Below are 19,165 nucleotides of genomic sequence, written 5' to 3'. Positions count from 1 at the left end.
GGGGCTGTTGCACGGCAAGACCTTGCTGAACGAGGAGGTTTTTTAACCATGAGTTACGATTTTGCACCGCTTTTCCGTACCGCCATCGGCTTTGACCGTCTGGCACAGGTGATGGACACCGCATCCCGTAGTGCTGCCACCCCGAGCTACCCCCCGTATGACATCGCCAAGACCGGGAATGACAGCTACGCCCTGACTATGGCAGTCGCTGGCTTTGGCCCGGACGATATTGAACTGGTTGTGCAGGACAACACGCTGATTGTGTCCGGTCGTGTGAGTGACCCGCAAAATGAAGGGGAAATTCTGCACCGCGGTATTGCCCGCCGCGCCTTTGAGCGCCGCTTTGCACTGGCGGACCATGTGGAGGTCACGGGTGCCGACATGAATAACGGCCTGCTCCGTATTTCAGTACGTCAGATTGTGCCTGAAGCACTCAAGCCACGCCGTATCCCTGTGCAGTCCGCCCCCCAGACTGAACTGGTCTCAAAAACCGAGGCTCCCGTGCCGGCACAAACCAGCCCGCAGGCGCAGGCTAACCCTCACCCCACAGCCGCCGCAGCGTAAGCATAGCCCGGCAAAAGAGCGTGAAAAAGGAGGAGCCCAGGTTCCTCCTTTTTTATAAGAGCGCATTTGTCGCTTGACCTGTGAGGGACGCTCCCCCCATATCGTCGCCACAGATGCGCGCCGGCAGGCCCGCGGGCCTTCGGATTGGTTTCCGGACCGTCAGTTTCTCCGGTGCCTGCGCAAGCGCCGCCCGACGACAGGATGGAAGCAATGACGACCTTACCGCTGATGCCCAAGGCCACCGCAGTGTGGCTGATTGAAAAAACCGCCCTGAGCTTTACTCAGATTGCTGAGTTCTGCGGCATGCACCCGCTGGAAGTGCAGGCTATTGCCGATGGTGAGGTTGCTCAGGGAATTGTCGGGTATGACCCCGTTGCCAACCACCAGCTCAAACTGGAAGAAATTCACCGTTGCGAAGCAAACCCTGACGCACGGCTGAAAATTCTGGCTACCAACAACCCGGTCAAACGCCGCTCCAAGGGCGCACGCTATACGCCTGTGGCCAAACGCCATGACCGTCCGGATGGCATTGCCTTCCTGCTGCGTAACTTCCCGCAGCTGAATGATCTGCAGATTGTCAAACTGCTGGGCACCACCAAGGACACCATTGCCAAAGTGCGTGACAAGCAGCATTGGAACACGCCCAACATCAAACCGCGTGACCCGGTGACCATTGGCCTGTGCAGCCAGATGGACCTGAATGCTGCTGTGAATGCCGCCACCACGCGCCTTGAGCGCGAAGGGCACGAAATTCCGCAGCCGCCGCCGATGGATATGGTGGATCACGAAGGGAGCGGAGAGTAATTTCTCCGCGGCACTGGCTGGGCTTTACGCCCGCCAGCGCCTTTTCCAGCCAGCTTCTGGCAGTTTTCAGATAATCTCTCTGCTTAAGAGAAACGCTTTAGTCCAATCTGCCCGCACAATCGCCGGGATACAGAGGGACCAGGGGCTGTCATCACGCAGACAGGCGCTCAATTTCTTCCTTGAGCCGCAGCTTCTGCAATTTGAGACACATCAAAACACGCTCATCCGGTCTGGGTCGGCCGCCTTCTGATGAGATCTGTTTATCGATCCGTGAGTGGCGGGATTTAAGACTCTCAATCCTGGACTGGTAGGACATTGACTGCCTCCATTCGGTTGATGACACCTCACGGTAACGCAGTCCTTGCGTGTTTTTTCATGTTTTTTTCACATTTCAGGCATTTTAGGTATGCGTAAAATGCATATCTACTTTTTCTTCTTTTGCTGCTGGTCTCCGTTGCAGGCTTGCGCAAAACTAGGCGCTGAAAACTCTGGCAGACTCTGAAAAATCCCGTTCACACAGAGTCCTCATGCCATGCAGGAGAGGGACTAAAATGCTGAAAGACCGCGATTCACTCCTCGGCCAGCTCCATGAACTCCGCAGTGAACATCGTGATCTTGATACCATCATCAGTCGCCTGACCGATGGGACGATCCTGACCGACCAGTTGCAGCTCCAAAGGCTGAAAAAACGCAAATTACTGCTCCGGGACCGGATAACACGGCTTGAAAGCGAACTGATCCCCGACGATATTGCGTGACCATTTCCCCACCAACCGGATCGTGCCTTATCGTGAGCGAAACTGCCCCCTTGCCCAACGCCCCATCTCAGAACGCCGACCTTGCCCCTAAGGTTGGCATTATCATGGGTAGCCAGTCGGACTGGGAGACCATGCGCCATGCAGATGCCATTCTGACAGACATGGGCATTGCCCATGAAACACTGATTGTCTCGGCCCACCGCACGCCGGACCGGCTTGCTGAGTATGCCAAAACTGCCGCAGACCGTGGCCTGTCGGTGATTATTGCCGGTGCTGGGGGGGCGGCCCATCTGCCCGGTATGTGCGCCGCATGGACCCGCCTGCCAGTTCTGGGTGTGCCGGTAGAATCCCGTGCCCTGAAAGGCATGGACAGCCTGCTCTCCATCGTTCAGATGCCCGGTGGCGTGCCCGTCGGCACACTCGCTATTGGAGCCTCCGGGGCCAAGAATGCCGCCCTTCTGGCAACCTCCATTCTGGCCCTGCAAGACCCGGAACTCGCCGCAAAGCTGGACGCATGGCGCGCTCTGCAAACAGCCTCCGTCGCTAACGCTCCGATTTCTGAAAACGAATAATGTCAGCTTCTTCTTCCCGGTCTTCTTCGCCCGCGCTCGCTCCCAATTCTGTCATCGGCATTGTGGGCGGCGGCCAGCTGGGCCGCATGTCCGCTGTCGCGGCCGCTAAGCTCGGCTTTCGCGCGCATATTCTCACGCAGGACGCCAATGGCCCGGCGGCACAGGTCGCGCATCAGGTCACGCTTGGCGCATATGATGACCATAAGGCGCTGGAAGCCTTTGCCCGCGCCGTGGATGTCGTCACCTTTGAGTTTGAAAATATCAGTGCCGACGCGCTGGATTGTCTGGCTCAGCACTGTCCTGTGCGCCCCTCCGGCGCGATCCTGCGCATCAGTCAGGACAGACTGGCAGAAAAGACTTTTCTCTCAGAGGCTGAGATTCCCCTCGCCCCCTGGATGGCCGTTACCGATCACCCCTCTCTGCACGCTGCGGCGGAAAAGCTCGGTTTCCCCTTCATCCTGAAAACCACGCGCAACGGGTATGACGGCAAGGGGCAGGCCCGCGTTTATGAGGCCTCCCAACTGAAAGAGGCTTTTGCCTCCCTCGCCCCGCATCCGCTGGTCGCGGAAGGGATGGTGGATTTTGCCTGTGAAATCAGTGTGATGGTCGTGCGTGGCACAGACGGCACAACACGCTGCTTTGCGCCCGGCCTCAATTACCATCGGGATGGTATTCTGGACCTCACACTGGCCCCCGCCCCCGTGCCGGAAGAAACCGCACAGCGCGCGCAGGCTCTGGCGGTCGCCATTGCAGAAAAGCTGGATCTTATCGGTATTCTGGGCGTGGAAATGTTTATCGACAGCACCGGCAATCTGCTGGTGAATGAAATTGCGCCACGCCCGCATAATTCCGGCCACTGGACCATGGATGCCTGCCCGGCGGACCAGTTCGATATGCATATTCGGGCCGTCGCGGGCCTGCCTTTACCTCCCACGCTGCGCCATTCTGATGCTGTGATGAAAAATCTCGTCGGGCCGGATGATATGGTGTTGTGGCCTGACATTCTCGCCACACCGGGACATATCCCGCATCTTTATGGCAAAGCCGAAGCACGCGTGGGCCGCAAGATGGGCCACGTAAACATCCTGTTCCCTTATGGCAGCCTACCCGGCGCACTGGGCATTCAGGACGCCCTTGGCCCGCTGGCAGAAAAGCCGGACGCTGGGAACGATGACGCCTAAAGGCCTAGAAAACCCCTTCTTCTTTCAGGCTTAACAGGCGGCCACTGCCCACAATCACATGGTCCCAGACCGTGATGCCCAGCAATGTGGCCGCCTGCGCAATCCGCTGGGTCATGAAGATATCATCCTGCGAAGGAGAAGGGTCTCCACTGGGATGGTTATGCACCACCACCAGAATACTGGCCTGAAGCTCCAGCGCCCGCCGCATTACTTCTCTGGGGTAAATGGGCGTATGATCCACAGTGCCGCGCCCCAGCATCTCATCGGCAAGCAGACGATGCCCCTTATCCAGAAAGAGCACCCGCACCTGTTCTACCCGCTCATGCGCCAGCATGGCGCTAAGATAGGCTTTGAGCTGCGCCCTGTCCGCCAGAACACCCACTCGTTTCAACCGCGCTTTATGCAACCGCACAGCCGCCTCCTGAACCAGCCGCAACGTTACCCGGAACGCCGGGGTCTGGCCGGAAATCCCCTGCATGACCTGATCGGGAGCGGACAGGAGAGCGGCCAGAGACCCGAACTGATTCAGCAGAGACGTCGCCCACATGTCCGGAGCAGGATGCCGGGGCGTAATAAGCATAATCAGCTGTGTCAGAACCTTATGGTCATCAGGAACCTTAACTAAAGTCCTTGCTTCGGCCAATTCCGACAAAAATGGCAAATCCGGCAGAGGCGGCCCGGTTTGCACCGCGTCGGTCTGAAGCTTGAATCCTGCAATATCCGCCAGTTCTGATTTAGAGCGCCTGCCTTTGCCTTTTGGCAGTCGCGTCACCATGCCTGCTGCTCCAGATGCCGAAAACTGCGCCAGCGTCGGCCTTTCAGCACCACATGGTCATGCATGGTCACCGCCAGCAAAGGGGCGGCCTGCAAAAGCGCCTGCACCAGTGGCCCATCATGCAAAAGCTGGCGGTCCGGCTGCACATCGTCTGCCGCCAGCCTGACCGTAATCAGAGAACAGGCGTGCAGCGCCAGTGCCCTCTGCATAACGGCGGAGACCACCTGCGGCACAGGAATGGGAACCCCTTCTTCTCCCGACGTCGTCCTTTCCTGCGTCTCCACAACTTCATCCGCCAGCAATTGATTGCGGCTATCCAGAAACAAAACATGGAGCGCCCCACCCCCAGCCGTCACCAGATGCGTTGCGCAATACGCCAGCAGCTTGTCCCAACTCCCAAGGTCAACGCGCACAGGCTCATCCGGTGCGCCCAGCCGGTCCGCCGCCAGCGGCACCAGTCCCAGCAACGCCACGTTCCCACGCGTTGCTCCCGCGTCTTTCAGGGCTTCTGGCGCAGCTTCCAGCACATCCGCCAAAGATCCGAACTGGTTAATCAACGCCTTGGCCAACGGCTTGGTGTCCCGCCGGGGCACACCCGGAAAAAGCAGCATTTCCAACAGCTCATAATCCGCCAGAGACGCAGCCCCCGCGCTTAAAACCCGCGCGCGCATGCGCTGCCGGTGCCCTGCCGGGCCTGTGGAAGAAAAAGGGGCACTCCCCTCCCTTCGTCCAAAACTGCTCTGTTTTTCTCCATTTTCGGAGGACACCATGCCACTGCTCCGATTGGCCTCAGGCTTTCAAGACGATATAAGGGTAAAGTGAATATGTCCGAAAACCCTTCCTCCGCGCTTTTTTCATCATCCTCGGACCAAGGCGAGTCCTATCTCGCGCGTCTGAACCCCGAACAACGCGCCGCGATTGAAACCACGGACGGCCCCCTGCTGGTGCTGGCAGGAGCCGGCACAGGCAAAACACGGGTGCTGACCACCCGCTTTGCCCATATTCTGCTGACAGACCGCGCCAAGCCCTGGCAGATTCTGGCTGTCACCTTCACCAACAAGGCCGCCAAGGAGATGCGGGAGCGTGTCTCTCTCCTGCTTGGCAGCCCGGCGGAAGGGTTATGGCTGGGCACCTTTCATGCCCTGTGTGCCCGCATGCTGCGTCGCCATGCCGACTATGTGGGGCTGACCAGCAGCTTCACCATTCTGGATACGGACGACCAGCTCCGCCTGCTCAAGCAAATTATTGTGCCCTGGCAGATTGATACCAAACGCTGGCCCGCCCCCGGTATTCTGGGCGTTATCCAGCGCTGGAAAGATCGTGGGCTGACACCTGCGCGTGTGACAGATTCGGAAGATTCCGATTTTGCTGACGGCCATTGCCGCGCCATCTACAAAGCCTATCAGGAACGGCTGATCCAGCTGAACGCCTGTGACTTTGGGGACCTGATGCTCCATGTCACGGAAATCCTGCGCACCCGGCCGGATGTGCTGGCGCAGTATCATCGCCTGTTCCGCTACATTCTGGTGGATGAGTATCAGGACACCAATACAGTCCAGTATCTCTGGCTGCGTCTGCTGGCGCTTCGTCCCGGTGAACCGTCCAATATCTGCTGCGTGGGGGATGATGATCAGTCGATCTATTCCTGGCGCGGTGCGCAGGTGGGCAACATTCTGCGGTTTGAAAAGGATTTCCCCGGTGCGCAGATTGTCCGGCTGGAACGCAACTACCGCTCCACCCGCCATATTCTGGGGGCTGCTGCCGGTCTGATTGCTCACAATGATGAACGACTGGGCAAAACACTGCGCTCTGGCCGCGAAGATTCTGACGGCGAGAAAGTGCTGGTGATCGGCGTGGGCGATTCCGACCATGAAGCCCGCGATGTCTGCGGCATGGTCGAAAAAATGCAGAGTGACGGACATTCTCTGGGAGAAATGGCCATCCTCGTCCGCGCCGGGTTCCAGACCCGCGCGTTTGAAGAAAAGCTGGTGCAAAACGGCGTGCCCTACCGCATTGTCGGCGGCGTGCGGTTCTATGAACGTGCCGAAATCCGCGATGCGCTGGCCTATATGCGCGTGCTCAACCAGCCCTCGGATGATCTGGCGTTTGAGCGCATTCTCAACACCCCCAAACGCGGCATGGGGCCTGCGGGGGTACAAAAGCTGCACGCCGCAGCCCGTAGCCATCAGGTCCCGCTGACCGCCGCCACCCAGATCCTGCTGGCCGAAAAAATCCTGAAAGGGAAAGTGGGCGATCAGGTCCGCGCCCTGATGACTGCGCTGGATACCACGCGCGACATTCTGGCGCGTGAAGGCCACGTGGTGGCCGTGGAGCATCTGCTGGAAGAAAGCGGCTATCTGGCCATGTGGCAGGCCGATAACTCGCCCGAAGCCCCCGGACGGCTGGAAAACCTGAAGGAACTGGTCCGCGCCCTGGCCGACTTCGGCACGCTGGGCGAGTTTCTGGAACATGTCGCACTCGTGATGGAGCATGACGAAAATGCCGGAGAAGCCCGCATCTCCCTCATGACCCTGCACGGGGCCAAAGGGCTGGAGTTTGATGTCGTCTTCCTGCCAGGCTGGGAAGAAGGCGTTTTCCCCTCCCAGCGCACGCTGGATGAAGGCGGGAATTCCGGGCTGGAGGAAGAACGCCGCCTTGCCTATGTCGGCATTACCCGTGCGCGCAAGCATGCCATGATCTTTCATGCCGCCCGGCGGCGGATTTACGCCAACTGGCAGGATTCCATGCCCAGCCGCTTTCTGGATGAGCTGCCGGATGAGCATGTTATCCGGCATGGCGAACGCGACGCCAACCTTCGCGGCCTGCGCGCAACGGATTCCGTCTTTGCAGGCGGCGCACCACTCATCGCCCGCAGGCGGCGCGACCCGCTGGCGGGGAATACGCCCACCTTCCAGCTGGGCGAGCATGTTCGCCACCCGCGCTTTGGGGAAGGCATTATTGTCTCAGCCGATCACCACCATGTTGATGTCGCGTTTGAAGGCGTCGGCATCAAACATCTCCTCTCCTCCTTTTTAGAGAAACTTTAATGGCCGTTGCTCCCCGTCGTCACGCCACCGCTCTGGAAACGGTTGCGGTCACCGTTCCGGAACCTGCTGTCGAAGCTTATGAAAACGCCATCGGCAGCGTCTGCACCACGGTTGGTATTTTTGAAGCCAACCCGGAAGGCACGCTCTGGCGCGTGGAAGGCGTGAAAGACGCCGGACATCGGGAAGATGAACTGACAGTCGCCCTCATGCTGGCCCAACTGACCAGCGGTGTGGACGCCCCGCTGGAACGCGACGCCACAGAGGCCGAAGGCTGGCTGGCCCGCACCTATGAATCCTTCCCTGAGCAGGATGTCGGGCAGCGTTTTGTCATCCGTGGCACCCATCTGCCGGACGTAAAGCACCCGACGCGTATTGCCCTGACGCTGGATGCCGGGGTGGCCTTTGGCTCTGGCGAGCATGGTTCCACCCGTGGCTGCCTGCGTGCGCTGGAGCGCATTGCCTACCGCAAGCCCCGCAAAATTCTGGATCTCGGCTGCGGCTCCGGCATTCTGGCCATGGCAGCGGCGGCCCTGCTGCACAAAAAGGTTCTGGCCGTTGATATCGAGCCCTGGTCCGTCCGTGTCGCGGCACAGAATGCGGAACGCAACGGGCTGGGCCGCGCGCTCACCTGCCGTCTGGGCAATGGCTGGAAAACCCCGGAAATCCGCCATAACGCGCCGTATGATCTGGTGTTTGCCAATATTCTGGCCCGCCCGCTGTGCCTGATGGCCAAGGATCTGGCCCATAATCTGGCCCCCGGTGGCACGGTCATTCTGGCAGGCCTGCTCCGCACCCAGATCCGCATGGTGCTGGCCGCGCATCGCAGGCTCGGGCTGGTGCTGGAACACACCTTTACAGAGGGTGACTGGGCCACGCTGGTCCTGCGTCGCCCTTACGGCCCCAAGGCCTGAAAAACGCGCCTGCATGGTCCTCCCATGCAGGCTTTTTTTATTTCGTCCGTTCCTTTTGAGACATCATTTTGAGGTCTGTCATGCCGTCCGCTTCCGCCTCCCGCCTCGCCGCTCTGCGCACCCTCCTGAAACAGCATGGGCTTGATGGGCTGATTATCCCTCACAGCGACGAATTTCTCGGGGAATACACGCCCGCCTGCGCGGAACGTCTGGAATGGCTGACAGGCTTTAGCGGCAGCGCTGGCATGGCTTTAGTGCTGGCAGACTCCGCCGCCGTGTTCTCGGATGGCCGCTACATCACCCAGATGGACCAGCAGGTGGATGGCTCCTGCTGGGAACGCCAGCATATCTACCAGACCCCGCCCCCCGCATGGCTGGCGCAGAAAGCCCCGAAGAATGCCCGCATCGGGTATGACGCCCGCATTATGAGCAGCGCGGAACTGCGGCCCTTCACAACACTTTCCGGCATCACACTGGTTCCCACCAACGGCAATCTGACAGATGTGCTGTGGACGGATCGTCCGGCCTTCCCGGCAGCCCCCGCTACCATCCATCCGCTGGTTTATGCAGGCGAGTCCTCTCAGGACAAACGCATCCGTCTTGGCAAGGCTCTGGCAGAAGCCGGACAGGCCGCCGCTGTGCTGAGCGATTCGGCCTCCATCGCGTGGCTGCTGAATATCCGCGGCACAGACATCCCCTGCACTCCGGTTGTTCTGGCCTTCGCCGTGCTGCACGCCGATGCCTCGGTGGATCTGTTCCTTCAGGCCAGCAAGCTCCCGGCAGATGTGCGCGAATGGCTGGGCGCAGATGTGCGCGTGCATGAACCGGAAGCTCTGGAAAGCGTTCTGGCCACCCTCAGCGGCAAGACCGTGGGCGTTGACCCCGCCAGCAATGCCGTCTGGTTTGCAGAAACACTGACACGCCACGGAGCTACCGTGCAGGAAAGCCCGGACCCGTGCGTGCTGCCCAAATCCCGAAAAAATGCGACGGAACAGGCAGGTACCCGCAAGGCGCATCTGAAAGACGGCGTCGCTCTGTGCCGCTTCCTGCACTGGCTGGATACGGAAGAGGCCCGCGGCACTACGGAACTTCAGGCCGCTAACAAGCTGGATGCCTTCCGGGCAGAAAGCGCGGATTACCGGGGCGAATCCTTTCCCGCCATTTCCGGCGCAGGGCCGAACGGGGCCGTCATCCATTACCGTGTGACGCCCGAGAGTGACCGCGCCCGGAACGCCAATGAAGTCTATCTGATTGATAGCGGCGGCCAGTATCCGGAAGGCACAACGGACGTCACCCGCACGGTCTGGACTGGCCCGGACGCCCCGCCTGCCCGCCTGATGGAAACCTTTACCCGTGTGCTGCGCGGCAATCTGCGCCTTGGCCGCGCCCGCTTCCCCGCAGGCACCACCGGCCACGCGCTGGATGCCTTGGCGCGGTATGACCTGTGGCAGGCCGGTCTGGATTATGACCACGGCACAGGCCACGGGGTCGGCAGCTTCCTCTCCGTGCATGAAGGCCCGGCGCGGATTTCCAAAAATCCCTCCCCCATCGCGCTGCAGGAGGGCATGATTCTCTCCAACGAACCCGGCTATTACGAGCCGGGCGCCTACGGCATCCGTCTGGAAACACTGGTGCTGGTGCGTGAAAAAGCTGGCGAAAACCGCCCCGGCTACGCGTTTGAGACGCTGACCCTCGCGCCGTTTGACCGCCGCCTGATCGACACAGCGCTTTTAGGGGAAGAAGACTGCCAGATTCTGGATGCCTACCATGCGCAAATCATGACCCAGATTGGCCCTCACCTGCCAGATGAGGCCAAAAACTGGCTGAAAACGGCTTGCGCCCCCCTCAAGAGGGCGTGAGAGAACGGGTTTTTCGCAACTGGTCACGCAATTGGGAATCGCCTGCCGGACCGAAGAAGAGCAGAAAAGCTGCGAAGTGAAGGGAGCTTCCAGAATGACGACAGACAGCAAAACCATCCCCGCTACTCTTATTGCCGGTGATGGGATCGGCCCTGAGATTGTTGAATCGGTTACCGAACTTCTTGACGCCGTCGGTGCCCCGTTTGTGTGGGACCGCCAGCTTGCCGGGATGGCCGGGGTGGATGCGGTCAATGACCCGCTGCCCAAACAGACCATCGAGAGCATCCGCCGCACCGGCCTTGCTCTGAAAGGCCCGCTGACCACGCCGGTTGGGGGCGGCTTCAAATCCATCAACGTCACACTGCGTCAGGAGTTCGGGCTGTTCGCCAACCTGCGCCCGACCAAGACGATTGTTCCCGGTGGCAAGTTCGACAAGATTGATCTGGTCCTGTTCCGTGAAAATCTTGAAGGCTACTACGCCGCCATGGAACATTACGTTCCGGTTGGTGACGACCCTAAGGGCATTGCCCTGAGCACCGGCTTCAACTCCCGTGTTGAGTGCCGCCGCATTGTGAAATTTGCTTTTGAGTATGCGCTCAAAAACAACCGCAAGACGGTGACCCTCGTCCACAAAGCCAACATCCTCAAACTGCTGACCGGCCTGTTCCTTGAAGAAGGCCGCAAGGTTGCTGAGGAATATAAAGGCCGCATCGCCTTTAACGAGCGGATTGTGGATGCCTGCGCCATGCAGCTGGTCCTCAACCCCTGGCAGTTTGACGTGATTGTCACCACCAACCTGTTTGGTGACATCCTGTCCGATCTGACGGCGGGTCTTGTTGGCGGTCTGGGCATGGCTCCGGGCGCAAACATTGGTGAAAAAGCTGCGGTGTTTGAAGCCGTGCACGGCTCTGCGCCGGACATTGCCGGACAGGGCATTGCTAACCCGCTGGCCCTGCTGCTGGCTGCCGTCATGATGCTCCAGCATGTGGGCCGTCAGGATCTGGCAGACCGTATTGACCACGCTATCAAGAAGGTCATTACGGAAGGCCCCGTCCGCACGAAGGATCTGGGCGGTAACGCGACGACGAAAGATCTCACAGCCGCTCTCAAACAGCAGCTCGTCTGATCACCCTGAAAAACGGGAGTGCGGCTTTGTCCGCCTCCTGTTTTTTCTGAACATTTCTCAGTGTTCATCGACAGTTTTTTGACACGTGTTTCGCTGTCATGCGTATCATCACCGCATGATACCCAGCTTTCCCGGTCAATGGCCCATCCTGCGGCTTTCCCCCTCCTGCACCATTACGGCCATCCCGCATGTGCCCCGGCATACGGCGGAAACAGAGGCCGAAATTACGCGCATCTGGGCAGACGCCTGCCAGAAAACTCCTGCTCTTTTTAACGGCTGCGTTTTCTCAGCAGACCGCGTGACCCGCACCGAAATTTCCGGCCACTGGACGGACTATCGTTCAGTTCTCGCGCAAATGAAAAACCCGGCTTTGTTCACTCACCTTCGGCTGCAACCGCTCGCCGTCATCGGCCTGCTGGAAACGCCGGAAGGTTATGTTCTGGGTCGGCGCAACCCATCTTCTCTGTATCAGGGCAATTTCTGGCAAAGTCCGCCAGCCGGCAGCATTGAACGACGCAGAGACAGTACAGCCGTCCATCTGGACGAACAGCTTCTGGCTGAAGCAGAGGAAGAGCTCGGGCTGACAGCCGAAAACCTGGCCATCGGCGCAACCCAGCTTATCGCCCGCCATCCGGGCACCCGCATTCTGGATATCGGCATTCCCATGCGCACTCCGTTGTCTTTCAGCGCCGTCGAAGCGCACTGGAAAAACGGTGCCAATCAGGAATATGACCAGCTCGCCCTTGTCCCGCATGCGGACATTGATACCTGGCTAAACCGCCCTGACCTGCTCCCGACCTCCCGCGCGCTGCTGGCAGCCGCCCGTTCATGACCACTCAGCCTCCGCCTGTAGCCCAAGACCCCACACAACAGGCTGGCCCCAGCCCGAACCTGATCCGAGTCATTGCGGCCGCGTGCGGTCTGATTGTCGCCAACCTTTATTATGCACAGCCTCTGGCTGGTCCTATCAGCGCAACACTTGCCATGCCGGAAAGCCAGTCCGGCTTAATTGTCACTATCACCCAGATTGGCTACTGCCTCGGCCTGCTGCTGATTGTCCCGCTGGCCGATTTGCTGGAAAACCGCAGCCTGATTGTGTGGATGACGCGGCTTGTCATGCTCGCACTGTTAGCGTTGCCCTTTTCACACCACCCGCTGCCCTTCCTGCTAGCCATTGGGCTGGTCGGCATTCTGTCTGTCGCGGTACAAATTCTGGTGCCGTTTGCCGCCAGTCTGGCGCCGGAAGCCATACGCGGGCGCGTGGTGGGCAATGTCATGAGCGGCCTGATGCTGGGCATTATGCTGGCGCGCCCCGTCTCCAGTTTTGTGACGGAATTTTCATCCTGGTACACCATTTTCCTGATCTCTGCCGGGATCATGCTGGCCCTGTCCATCCTCCTACAACGCGTCCTGCCAGAACGCAGGCCTACAACACGCAGTCCTTATGGGGCCCTGCTCCGCTCTATGGGCACCCTCCTGCTCACCACAAGAATTCTGCAACGGCGGGCGTTTTATCACGCCTGTCTGTTTGGCGCATTTAGCCTGTTCTGGACGGTAACGCCCTTGCTTCTGGCCGCTCCCCCGTTCCTGTTTTCTCAGGGGCAGATTGCTCTTTTTGCTTTCGTCGGTGTCGCCGGGGCTATTGCAGCCCCCATTGCCGGACGCATTGCCGATAGAGGCTGGACATGGCCCGCCACCCTTGCCGCCATGGCGCTGGTTTCCCTCGCCTTTCTGACAAGTGCTGTTATGCCGCAATCCATTTTTATCGGTGTGCTGGCACTGGCGGGAATTGTGATTGATTTCGGCGTTACCGCCAATCTGGTGCTCGGGCAGCGTGCCCTGTTTGTGCTGCCAGCAGAAAACCGCGCCCGCCTGAACGGGCTTTATATGGCAATTTTCTTCATGGGTGGTGCGGCTGGCTCAGCCCTTGGCAGCTGGGCGTACGCCTATGGCGGCTGGCAGCTGGCCTCTGCTCTGGGAGCCGCCTTGCCAGCGCTCGCTTTTGCTGTCTGCCTGACGGAAAAGCAGCGCTAGGCGGGATTATTTAATTTCAATCCCGATCTGCTTGATATCGTGGAAGGTGATATCCGGGTTCTGTTCCTGCGTGCGACGCATCATGAAGGCTGATGTGGCCAGGAACACCGGATCATCATCCAGATCATCCGCCATGGAAGACCGATTTGCCATGGCAAAGGCTTCAATCTTCTCGCGCGGGCCAGTCACCCAGCGGGCCAGAGAAAATGGGATGCTATCGAACCCGATCGCCACACCATATTCCGCCCTCAACCGCGCCTGAAGCACGTCGAGCTGAAGTGTGCCAACCACACCCACAATCGGCTGTGCGCCATCCTGCGGTTTGAAGAGCTGCACCACGCCTTCTTCCGCAAGCTGGGTGAGCGCCTGCTTCAGCTTCTTCGCCTTCATCGCGTCATCCAGCCGCACACGACGCAGAATTTCCGGGGCAAAGTGCGGCACACCGGTAAATTTCAGGTCTTCACTCTCCGTCAGCGTATCGCCAATGCGCAGCGTGCCGTGGTTGGGAATCCCCACTACATCGCCCGCAAAGGCTTCTTCCGCCAGCTGCCGGTCCCGCGCAAAAAAGAACTGCGGGGTATGAACGGCAAAGTTCTTGCCGGTACGGCTATGGCGCAGGCGCATGCCTCGCGTCAGCTTGCCGGAACAAATCCGGGCGAAGGCAATACGGTCCCGGTGGTTGGGGTCCATATTGGCCTGAATTTTAAAGACAAGCGCGGTCATGCCTTCTTCATCGGCCTTGACCGTCCGGCTTTCCGCAACCTGATCTCGCGGGGACGGCCCAAACGCGACCAGCGCATTCAAAAGGTCCGTCACGCCAATTTCCTTCATGGCGCTCCCGAAGAAAACCGGCGTCAGATGCCCGGCGTCAAAGGACTCCCGGTCAAACTCCGGCAGAGCCGCTTCCGCCAGCTCCAGCTCTTCTGAAAGCTGCACCATGCGCGGGTCGGACTGGGCCAGCGTTTCCTGCGTATGCACTTCTTTAGTGCGCAGGTCATAAGTCCCGACAAACCCGGCAGCGCGGCCAATCGGCCATGTGGCAGGCGCCGTATCCAGCGCAAGAGCAGACGCAATTTCATCCAGCAGCGCAAACGGATCCTGCGCCTCACGGTCCATCTTGTTGATGAAGGTGACAATCGGAATATCACGCAGGCGACAGATTTCGAACAGCTTGCGCGTCCGGTCCTCAATACCTTTGGCGGCGTCAATCACCATCACGGCAGAGTCCACAGCCGTCAGCGTGCGGTAGGTATCTTCCGAGAAGTCTTCATGGCCCGGCGTATCCAGCAGGTTGAAAATGCACCCGCCATATTCAAAGGTCATCACAGAGCTGACGACGGAAATCCCGCGGTCACGCTCAATGGACATCCAGTCAGACCGGGTGCGCCGCCGCTCACCCTTGGCCCGCACGTTCCCAGCCAGCTGAATAGCGCCACCTGCCCGCAGAATACGTTCCGTCAGCGTGGTTTTACCAGCATCCGGGTGCGAGATGATCGCAAACGTACGGCGGCGGGCAATTTCCGTGCTGAGGTCAGGTGCAAGCGTTTCAGACATGACAGACAATCCGGCTGGAAAAGATACGGGGTAAAACGGCAAACGCCGGATGGAGAGAAAAACCCTCCACCCGGCGCAGCACAAATCGGGCCGAAGCGCCGATTAACGAGAGTAGTATTCGACCACCAGGTTCGGTTCCATCTGCACCGGATACGGCACATCAGCGAACTTCGGACCACGGACGAACGTGCCCTTCATCTGACGGTGATCAACGTCCATGTATTCCGGAACGTCGCGTTCACCCGTCTGAGTAGCATCCAGCACGATAGCCAGCTGCTTGGACTTTTCACGGATTTCGATCACGTCCCCGTCCCGCACCAGATAGGAGGGGATGTTCACCTTGCGGCCGTTGACCGTGATGTGGCCATGGCTGATGAACTGACGCGCAGCGAACGGCGTGATGGCGAATTTCATGCGGTAGATAACCGCATCCAGACGACGCTCGAGCAGGTTGATCAGGTTTTCAGACGTATCGCCCTTACGACGCACGGCTTCCTGATAGTAGCGACGGAACTGCTTTTCGCTGATGTTACCGTAGTAACCCTTCAGCTTCTGCTTTGCCATCAGCTGGACAGAGTAGTCAGACGGCTTGCCTTTACGGCGCTGACCATGCTGACCCGGGCCGTATTCACGACGGTTAACCGGGGACTTCGCACGGCCCCACAGGTTAACGCCAAGACGGCGGTTAATCTTATATTTGCTCTCGAGGCGCTTGCTCATAGGGCGCTCTTCTCTTCTCTGTCTGCGTGAGTCACACTGTTATCTGTGTCTCATCATGGTGCCGGTAGTCTCCGTCCCCCGTGGATCAGAGCGGGCGCAGTCCGTATCACCGGCAGGTGGGAGCATCTGTCCACCTGCATCGGCCGTCCTGTCCACATTCCCGGCAATGGGAGCAGCCATTACGGAAAGCGGGGCTTTCTGTCAACTCATCGCCTTCTGCCTGCTCATACCAGATAACGGCATGCAACCCCGCTCAGAGCCGGAAAAGCGTGCCTTTACAGATAGTATTTCCGCCGTGCGTGCCTTAGATTGTTCCATGATTTTCAGAAACACCTCTAAAGAATAAGGAAAAACCACCATGCCGTTCGCTAAAAAATGGGCGATTTTTGTCGCTCTGGGCGCGGTGCTGATTGCGCTGGGCTTTATTGCCTGCGTCGATGCGATTTCCGTCACGCTGGCCAGTACAATTTTTATTGGCATTCTGCTGATTATTGCCGGCGCATTTCAGGTTGCCCATGCCTTTGCCGTGCGGGAATGGGGCGGCGTCCTGTTCTCCGCGCTGTTCGGCCTGCTTTATATCGTGGCTGGCGGCATGATTATTGAAGAACCCGCCACCGGCTCTGTGATGATCACCCTGTTTGCCGCCGCCTGCTTTATTGTGGTGGGTGTGATGCGCAGCCTTATGGCCATCCAGTATCGCAGCCTGCCCGGTTGGGGCATTGTGCTGGCTGGCGGGCTGATCAGCCTTTTGGTCGGCCTGTCCCTGTATTTCACCCTACCCTGGTCCGGCCTGTGGCTGATTGGCACTTTCGTTGGGGTTGAGCTGATTACCAGCGGCATCGGCTGGCTCCAGTTCGGTCTGGCCCTGCGCCAGAGCGACGTTCGCCCGCCCATCAGCCGACTGTAAAAGCAACCGGCCGTCCATGGCCAGAAAAGGCGCTTTGCTTTCATGCAGAGCGCCTTTTTTATGCGATACGTGCAGAGGTCGTTTAAATCTGCCCGACCATCCGCCCAATTCCGGCAAACGCCGCCCTAAACTGCTTTTCTGTCGGATGTCAGGCTCTAGCCGATCACCAGATTGGGGGCATAAAGGTTTCAGTGTCCCTTACGGGGGGCTCTGACACAGCCCATCCAGCAGCACATCCAGAGCGGCCCGGACCGGATCTGGCCCGACTTTTTCTTCAAGAAGCTGACCGTTCATCGCCAGCATAGCCAGACCATGCACCTGCACCCAGCTGGCTGCTGCCTGTGCCGTGATGGGAACAGCGCGGAAACTGCCATCCTGTTGCCCCTCTTGCAGAAGGCGCAACAGGACCCCGAACGTCGCCATAGCGGCCTCATGTAAGCGTGGGTCCGCCGCCTTATCCGCATCAGCACTAAACATCAGCCGATACAAGCCGGGGCTATGACATGCAAAGGCAATACAGGCCTGAGCACCAGCGACAAATTTCTCGCGAGAGGAAGGCAGACCTGAAGACAGTGCTGTCGCCATCGCCTGCCCAAGCCGGACAAAGCCAATACGAGCCAGCTCCCGCAAAAGTGCCTCTTTATCCCGAAAGTGCTTATAGGGCGCAGCGTGACTGACGCCGGTACGCCGTGCCACTTCCCGCAGCGTAAAAGCCCAGGTCTGATCGGCAGCCAACATGGCAAGAGCTGTGTCGATCAGGGCGCGCTGCAGATCCCCATGATGGTAGGGCCGCTGTTTGGTATCACTCATTCGTGAGGCCTATGTTTACAAGAGAAACTTTATTGACGCGGACTTGTTTTCCTCCATAGCCTGCCCAGAAAAGTTTTCCCTGTAAACATGGAGGACGCAATGTCCGACACTGTTCCCGCCCCCACACACTCTTCTGAATTGCACCATGTTCTCGACCAACAGCGCGCCGCCTTCCTGCGGGATGGCCCACCCGAACTGGCTCAGCGTCGAGCAGCCCTCCGCCGCCTGAAAGCGGAAATTCTGAGGCGACGCACAGAAATCACCCGCGCCCTGAACACAGATTTCGGCCAGCGCTCGGAGCGGGAAAGCGCCATTGTGGAACTGATCCCGCTGGTGCAGTCCATCACCTACCTCACCCGACATGTCGGCCACTGGATGCAGCCGGAACGTCGCCACGTTTCTGCATATTTCCAGTTTGGACGCGCATGGGTTATCCGCCAGCCGGTCGGCGTTGTGGGTATTATCGCTCCGTGGAATTACCCGGTCTCCCTTGCTCTTGTTCCGCTGGCCACGGCCATTGCGGCAGGCAACCGCGCCATGCTCAAACCCTCGGAACTCACGCCCGCGACCTCGGCCGTCATCGCAAAAATTGTTCAGGCTGTGTTTCCGCCGGAGCAGGTTTCCGTTGTTCTGGGAGATGCTGACGTCGGGGCGGCCTTCTCAGCCCTGCCGTTCGACCATCTGCTGTTTACAGGCAGCACAGCGGTCGGAAAGAAAGTAGCTGTCGCCGCTGCCCGCAACCTGACACCGGTCACACTCGAACTGGGCGGCAAGTCTCCCGTTGTGATTGAACCCGGTTTTTCCATGACGCAGGCGGCGGAGCGGGTAGCCTACGGCAAACTGACCAACGCCGGCCAAACCTGCATCGCCCCGGATTATGTCCTGCTGCACGAACAGGATCAGGAGCGTTTTGCACAAGCCTATCAGGAGGCCGCACACACACTCCACCCCAACGGATATGCCAGCTCACCCGATTACACAGCCATCCTCAATACGCATCATTACGAGCGCCTCACCGGTCTGGTCCATGATGCTGAGGCACAGGGGGCGCAGGCCATTCGGCTGGGGCAGGACGCACCTGCCGAGCATCTCCTTGCCCCCGTTCTACTGCTGAATGTCACGCCCGAAATGGCGGTCATGCAGGAAGAAATTTTCGGCCCCGTCCTGCCAATGCTGACCTATCGCCACCTTGATGAAGCGATTGCCTTCATCAACGCCCACCCCCGACCGCTGGCCCTGTATTACTTTGGAGACAACCGCGTTGAACGGAACAAACTGCTGAAGCGCACAGTGTCAGGCAACGTCACGCTCAACGGGACATTGCTGCACTACGCTCAGGATGATCTGCCCTTTGGCGGGGTGGGAGACAGTGGCATGGGAGCCTACCACGGTAAGGAAGGGTTCATTGCCCTCACCCACCCGCGCGGCATTTACAAGCAGGGGCGGTTCAACGCCGCAACATTCCTCAAGCCGCCCTTTGGAAAGCTCACGGACCTCATCACAAACTTTATTCTGCATTAAAAAAGGCCAGAGCACCTGAATG

19 protein-coding genes are annotated in these 19,165 nt (G+C 59.2%); 13 read left to right on the top strand and 6 right to left on the bottom strand.

Annotation, left to right across the window (positions count from 1 at the left end; genetic code table 11):
• The first annotated feature begins 48 nt into the window (after positions 1-48).
• Together KP703_RS01620 and KP703_RS01615 are read left to right on the top strand one after the other, a co-directional pair.
• Complete coding sequence (locus tag KP703_RS01620) at positions 49-564, top strand: Hsp20 family protein (RefSeq protein ID WP_252353758.1); 516 nt, start codon at positions 49-51, stop codon at positions 562-564.
• Between the two features lie 210 nt (positions 565-774).
• Positions 775-1,368: a DUF1013 domain-containing protein gene (locus KP703_RS01615; protein ID WP_043552418.1), complete on the top strand. Its 594-nt coding sequence runs from the start codon at positions 775-777 to the stop codon at positions 1,366-1,368.
• Between the two features lie 151 nt (positions 1,369-1,519).
• Here the strand turns inward: KP703_RS01615 and KP703_RS01610 are convergent, their stop codons facing one another.
• Positions 1,520-1,684 (bottom strand): YdcH family protein, encoded by a 165-nt coding sequence (locus tag KP703_RS01610; RefSeq protein WP_082779900.1) that lies wholly within the window; start codon positions 1,682-1,684, stop codon positions 1,520-1,522.
• A 235-nt stretch (positions 1,685-1,919) separates the two neighbouring features.
• On the opposite strand from KP703_RS01610, the gene KP703_RS01605 reads away from it, so the two are divergent.
• The 3 genes from KP703_RS01605 to KP703_RS01595 are packed head-to-tail and all read left to right on the top strand — an operon-like array spanning position 1,920 to position 3,879.
• Complete coding sequence (locus KP703_RS01605) at positions 1,920-2,126, top strand: DUF465 domain-containing protein (RefSeq protein ID WP_043552417.1); 207 nt, start codon at positions 1,920-1,922, stop codon at positions 2,124-2,126.
• 32 nt (positions 2,127-2,158) lie between these two features.
• The gene (gene purE, locus KP703_RS01600; protein ID WP_215753606.1) at positions 2,159-2,698 is read left to right on the top strand and encodes a 5-(carboxyamino)imidazole ribonucleotide mutase; all 540 of its coding nucleotides are present in this window, start codon (positions 2,159-2,161) and stop codon (positions 2,696-2,698) included.
• A complete protein-coding gene (locus tag KP703_RS01595; protein WP_062140011.1) occupies positions 2,698-3,879 on the top strand; it encodes a 5-(carboxyamino)imidazole ribonucleotide synthase in 1,182 nt (393 codons plus the stop codon). The genes purE and KP703_RS01595 overlap by 1 nt, the downstream gene beginning before the upstream one ends.
• Before the next feature lie 4 nt (positions 3,880-3,883).
• On the opposite strand, the gene KP703_RS01590 is transcribed toward KP703_RS01595, so the two are convergent.
• Together KP703_RS01590 and KP703_RS01585 are read right to left on the bottom strand one after the other, a co-directional pair.
• Positions 3,884-4,654 (bottom strand): RadC family protein, encoded by a 771-nt coding sequence (locus tag KP703_RS01590; protein ID WP_215753605.1) that lies wholly within the window; start codon positions 4,652-4,654, stop codon positions 3,884-3,886.
• Complete coding sequence (locus KP703_RS01585; RefSeq protein WP_215753604.1) at positions 4,648-5,325, bottom strand: JAB domain-containing protein; 678 nt, start codon at positions 5,323-5,325, stop codon at positions 4,648-4,650. Before KP703_RS01585 ends, KP703_RS01590 begins: the two co-directional genes overlap by 7 nt.
• 153 nt (positions 5,326-5,478) lie before the next feature.
• On the opposite strand from KP703_RS01585, the gene KP703_RS01580 reads away from it, so the two are divergent.
• The 6 genes from KP703_RS01580 to KP703_RS01555 all read left to right on the top strand — a co-directional run bounded on the left by KP703_RS01580 (position 5,479) and on the right by KP703_RS01555 (position 13,631).
• Positions 5,479-7,701: an ATP-dependent helicase gene (locus KP703_RS01580; RefSeq protein ID WP_215753603.1), complete on the top strand. Its 2,223-nt coding sequence runs from the start codon at positions 5,479-5,481 to the stop codon at positions 7,699-7,701.
• Positions 7,701-8,612: a 50S ribosomal protein L11 methyltransferase gene (locus KP703_RS01575; protein WP_062140003.1), complete on the top strand. Its 912-nt coding sequence runs from the start codon at positions 7,701-7,703 to the stop codon at positions 8,610-8,612. The genes KP703_RS01580 and KP703_RS01575 overlap by 1 nt, the downstream gene beginning before the upstream one ends.
• Before the next feature lie 80 nt (positions 8,613-8,692).
• Positions 8,693-10,471: an aminopeptidase P family protein gene (locus KP703_RS01570; protein ID WP_215753602.1), complete on the top strand. Its 1,779-nt coding sequence runs from the start codon at positions 8,693-8,695 to the stop codon at positions 10,469-10,471.
• Between the two features lie 94 nt (positions 10,472-10,565).
• On the top strand, positions 10,566-11,597 hold the full coding sequence (locus tag KP703_RS01565) for an isocitrate/isopropylmalate dehydrogenase family protein (RefSeq protein WP_061507048.1): 1,032 nt from the start codon (positions 10,566-10,568) through the stop codon (positions 11,595-11,597).
• A 115-nt stretch (positions 11,598-11,712) separates the two neighbouring features.
• Positions 11,713-12,429 (top strand): NUDIX hydrolase, encoded by a 717-nt coding sequence (locus tag KP703_RS01560; RefSeq protein ID WP_215753601.1) that lies wholly within the window; start codon positions 11,713-11,715, stop codon positions 12,427-12,429.
• Complete coding sequence (locus KP703_RS01555) at positions 12,426-13,631, top strand: MFS transporter (protein ID WP_215753600.1); 1,206 nt, start codon at positions 12,426-12,428, stop codon at positions 13,629-13,631. The genes KP703_RS01560 and KP703_RS01555 overlap by 4 nt, the downstream gene beginning before the upstream one ends.
• Before the next feature lie 6 nt (positions 13,632-13,637).
• Here KP703_RS01555 and KP703_RS01550 read toward each other — a convergent pair whose 3' ends face one another.
• A complete protein-coding gene (locus tag KP703_RS01550; RefSeq protein WP_215753599.1) occupies positions 13,638-15,185 on the bottom strand; it encodes a peptide chain release factor 3 in 1,548 nt (515 codons plus the stop codon).
• Positions 15,186-15,287: 102 nt separating this feature from the next.
• On the bottom strand, positions 15,288-15,905 hold the full coding sequence (gene rpsD, locus KP703_RS01545) for a 30S ribosomal protein S4 (RefSeq protein WP_043552390.1): 618 nt from the start codon (positions 15,903-15,905) through the stop codon (positions 15,288-15,290).
• Between the two features lie 358 nt (positions 15,906-16,263).
• Here rpsD and KP703_RS01540 point away from each other — a divergent pair, with 358 nt between their 5' ends.
• Positions 16,264-16,812: an HdeD family acid-resistance protein gene (locus tag KP703_RS01540; RefSeq protein WP_215753598.1), complete on the top strand. Its 549-nt coding sequence runs from the start codon at positions 16,264-16,266 to the stop codon at positions 16,810-16,812.
• A gap of 198 nt (positions 16,813-17,010) precedes the next feature.
• Here the strand turns inward: KP703_RS01540 and KP703_RS01535 are convergent, their stop codons facing one another.
• On the bottom strand, positions 17,011-17,622 hold the full coding sequence (locus KP703_RS01535; RefSeq protein WP_215753597.1) for a TetR/AcrR family transcriptional regulator: 612 nt from the start codon (positions 17,620-17,622) through the stop codon (positions 17,011-17,013).
• Positions 17,623-17,721: 99 nt separating this feature from the next.
• On the opposite strand from KP703_RS01535, the gene KP703_RS01530 reads away from it, so the two are divergent.
• The gene (locus KP703_RS01530; RefSeq protein WP_215753596.1) at positions 17,722-19,143 is read left to right on the top strand and encodes a coniferyl aldehyde dehydrogenase; all 1,422 of its coding nucleotides are present in this window, start codon (positions 17,722-17,724) and stop codon (positions 19,141-19,143) included.
• Positions 19,144-19,165: the final 22 nt, after the last annotated feature.

This window comes from Acetobacter sp. P5B1 (assembly GCF_018811985.1).
GTDB classification, from domain to species: domain Bacteria; phylum Pseudomonadota; class Alphaproteobacteria; order Acetobacterales; family Acetobacteraceae; genus Acetobacter; species Acetobacter cerevisiae.
This window is presented reverse-complemented; position numbering and strand designations above follow the sequence as displayed.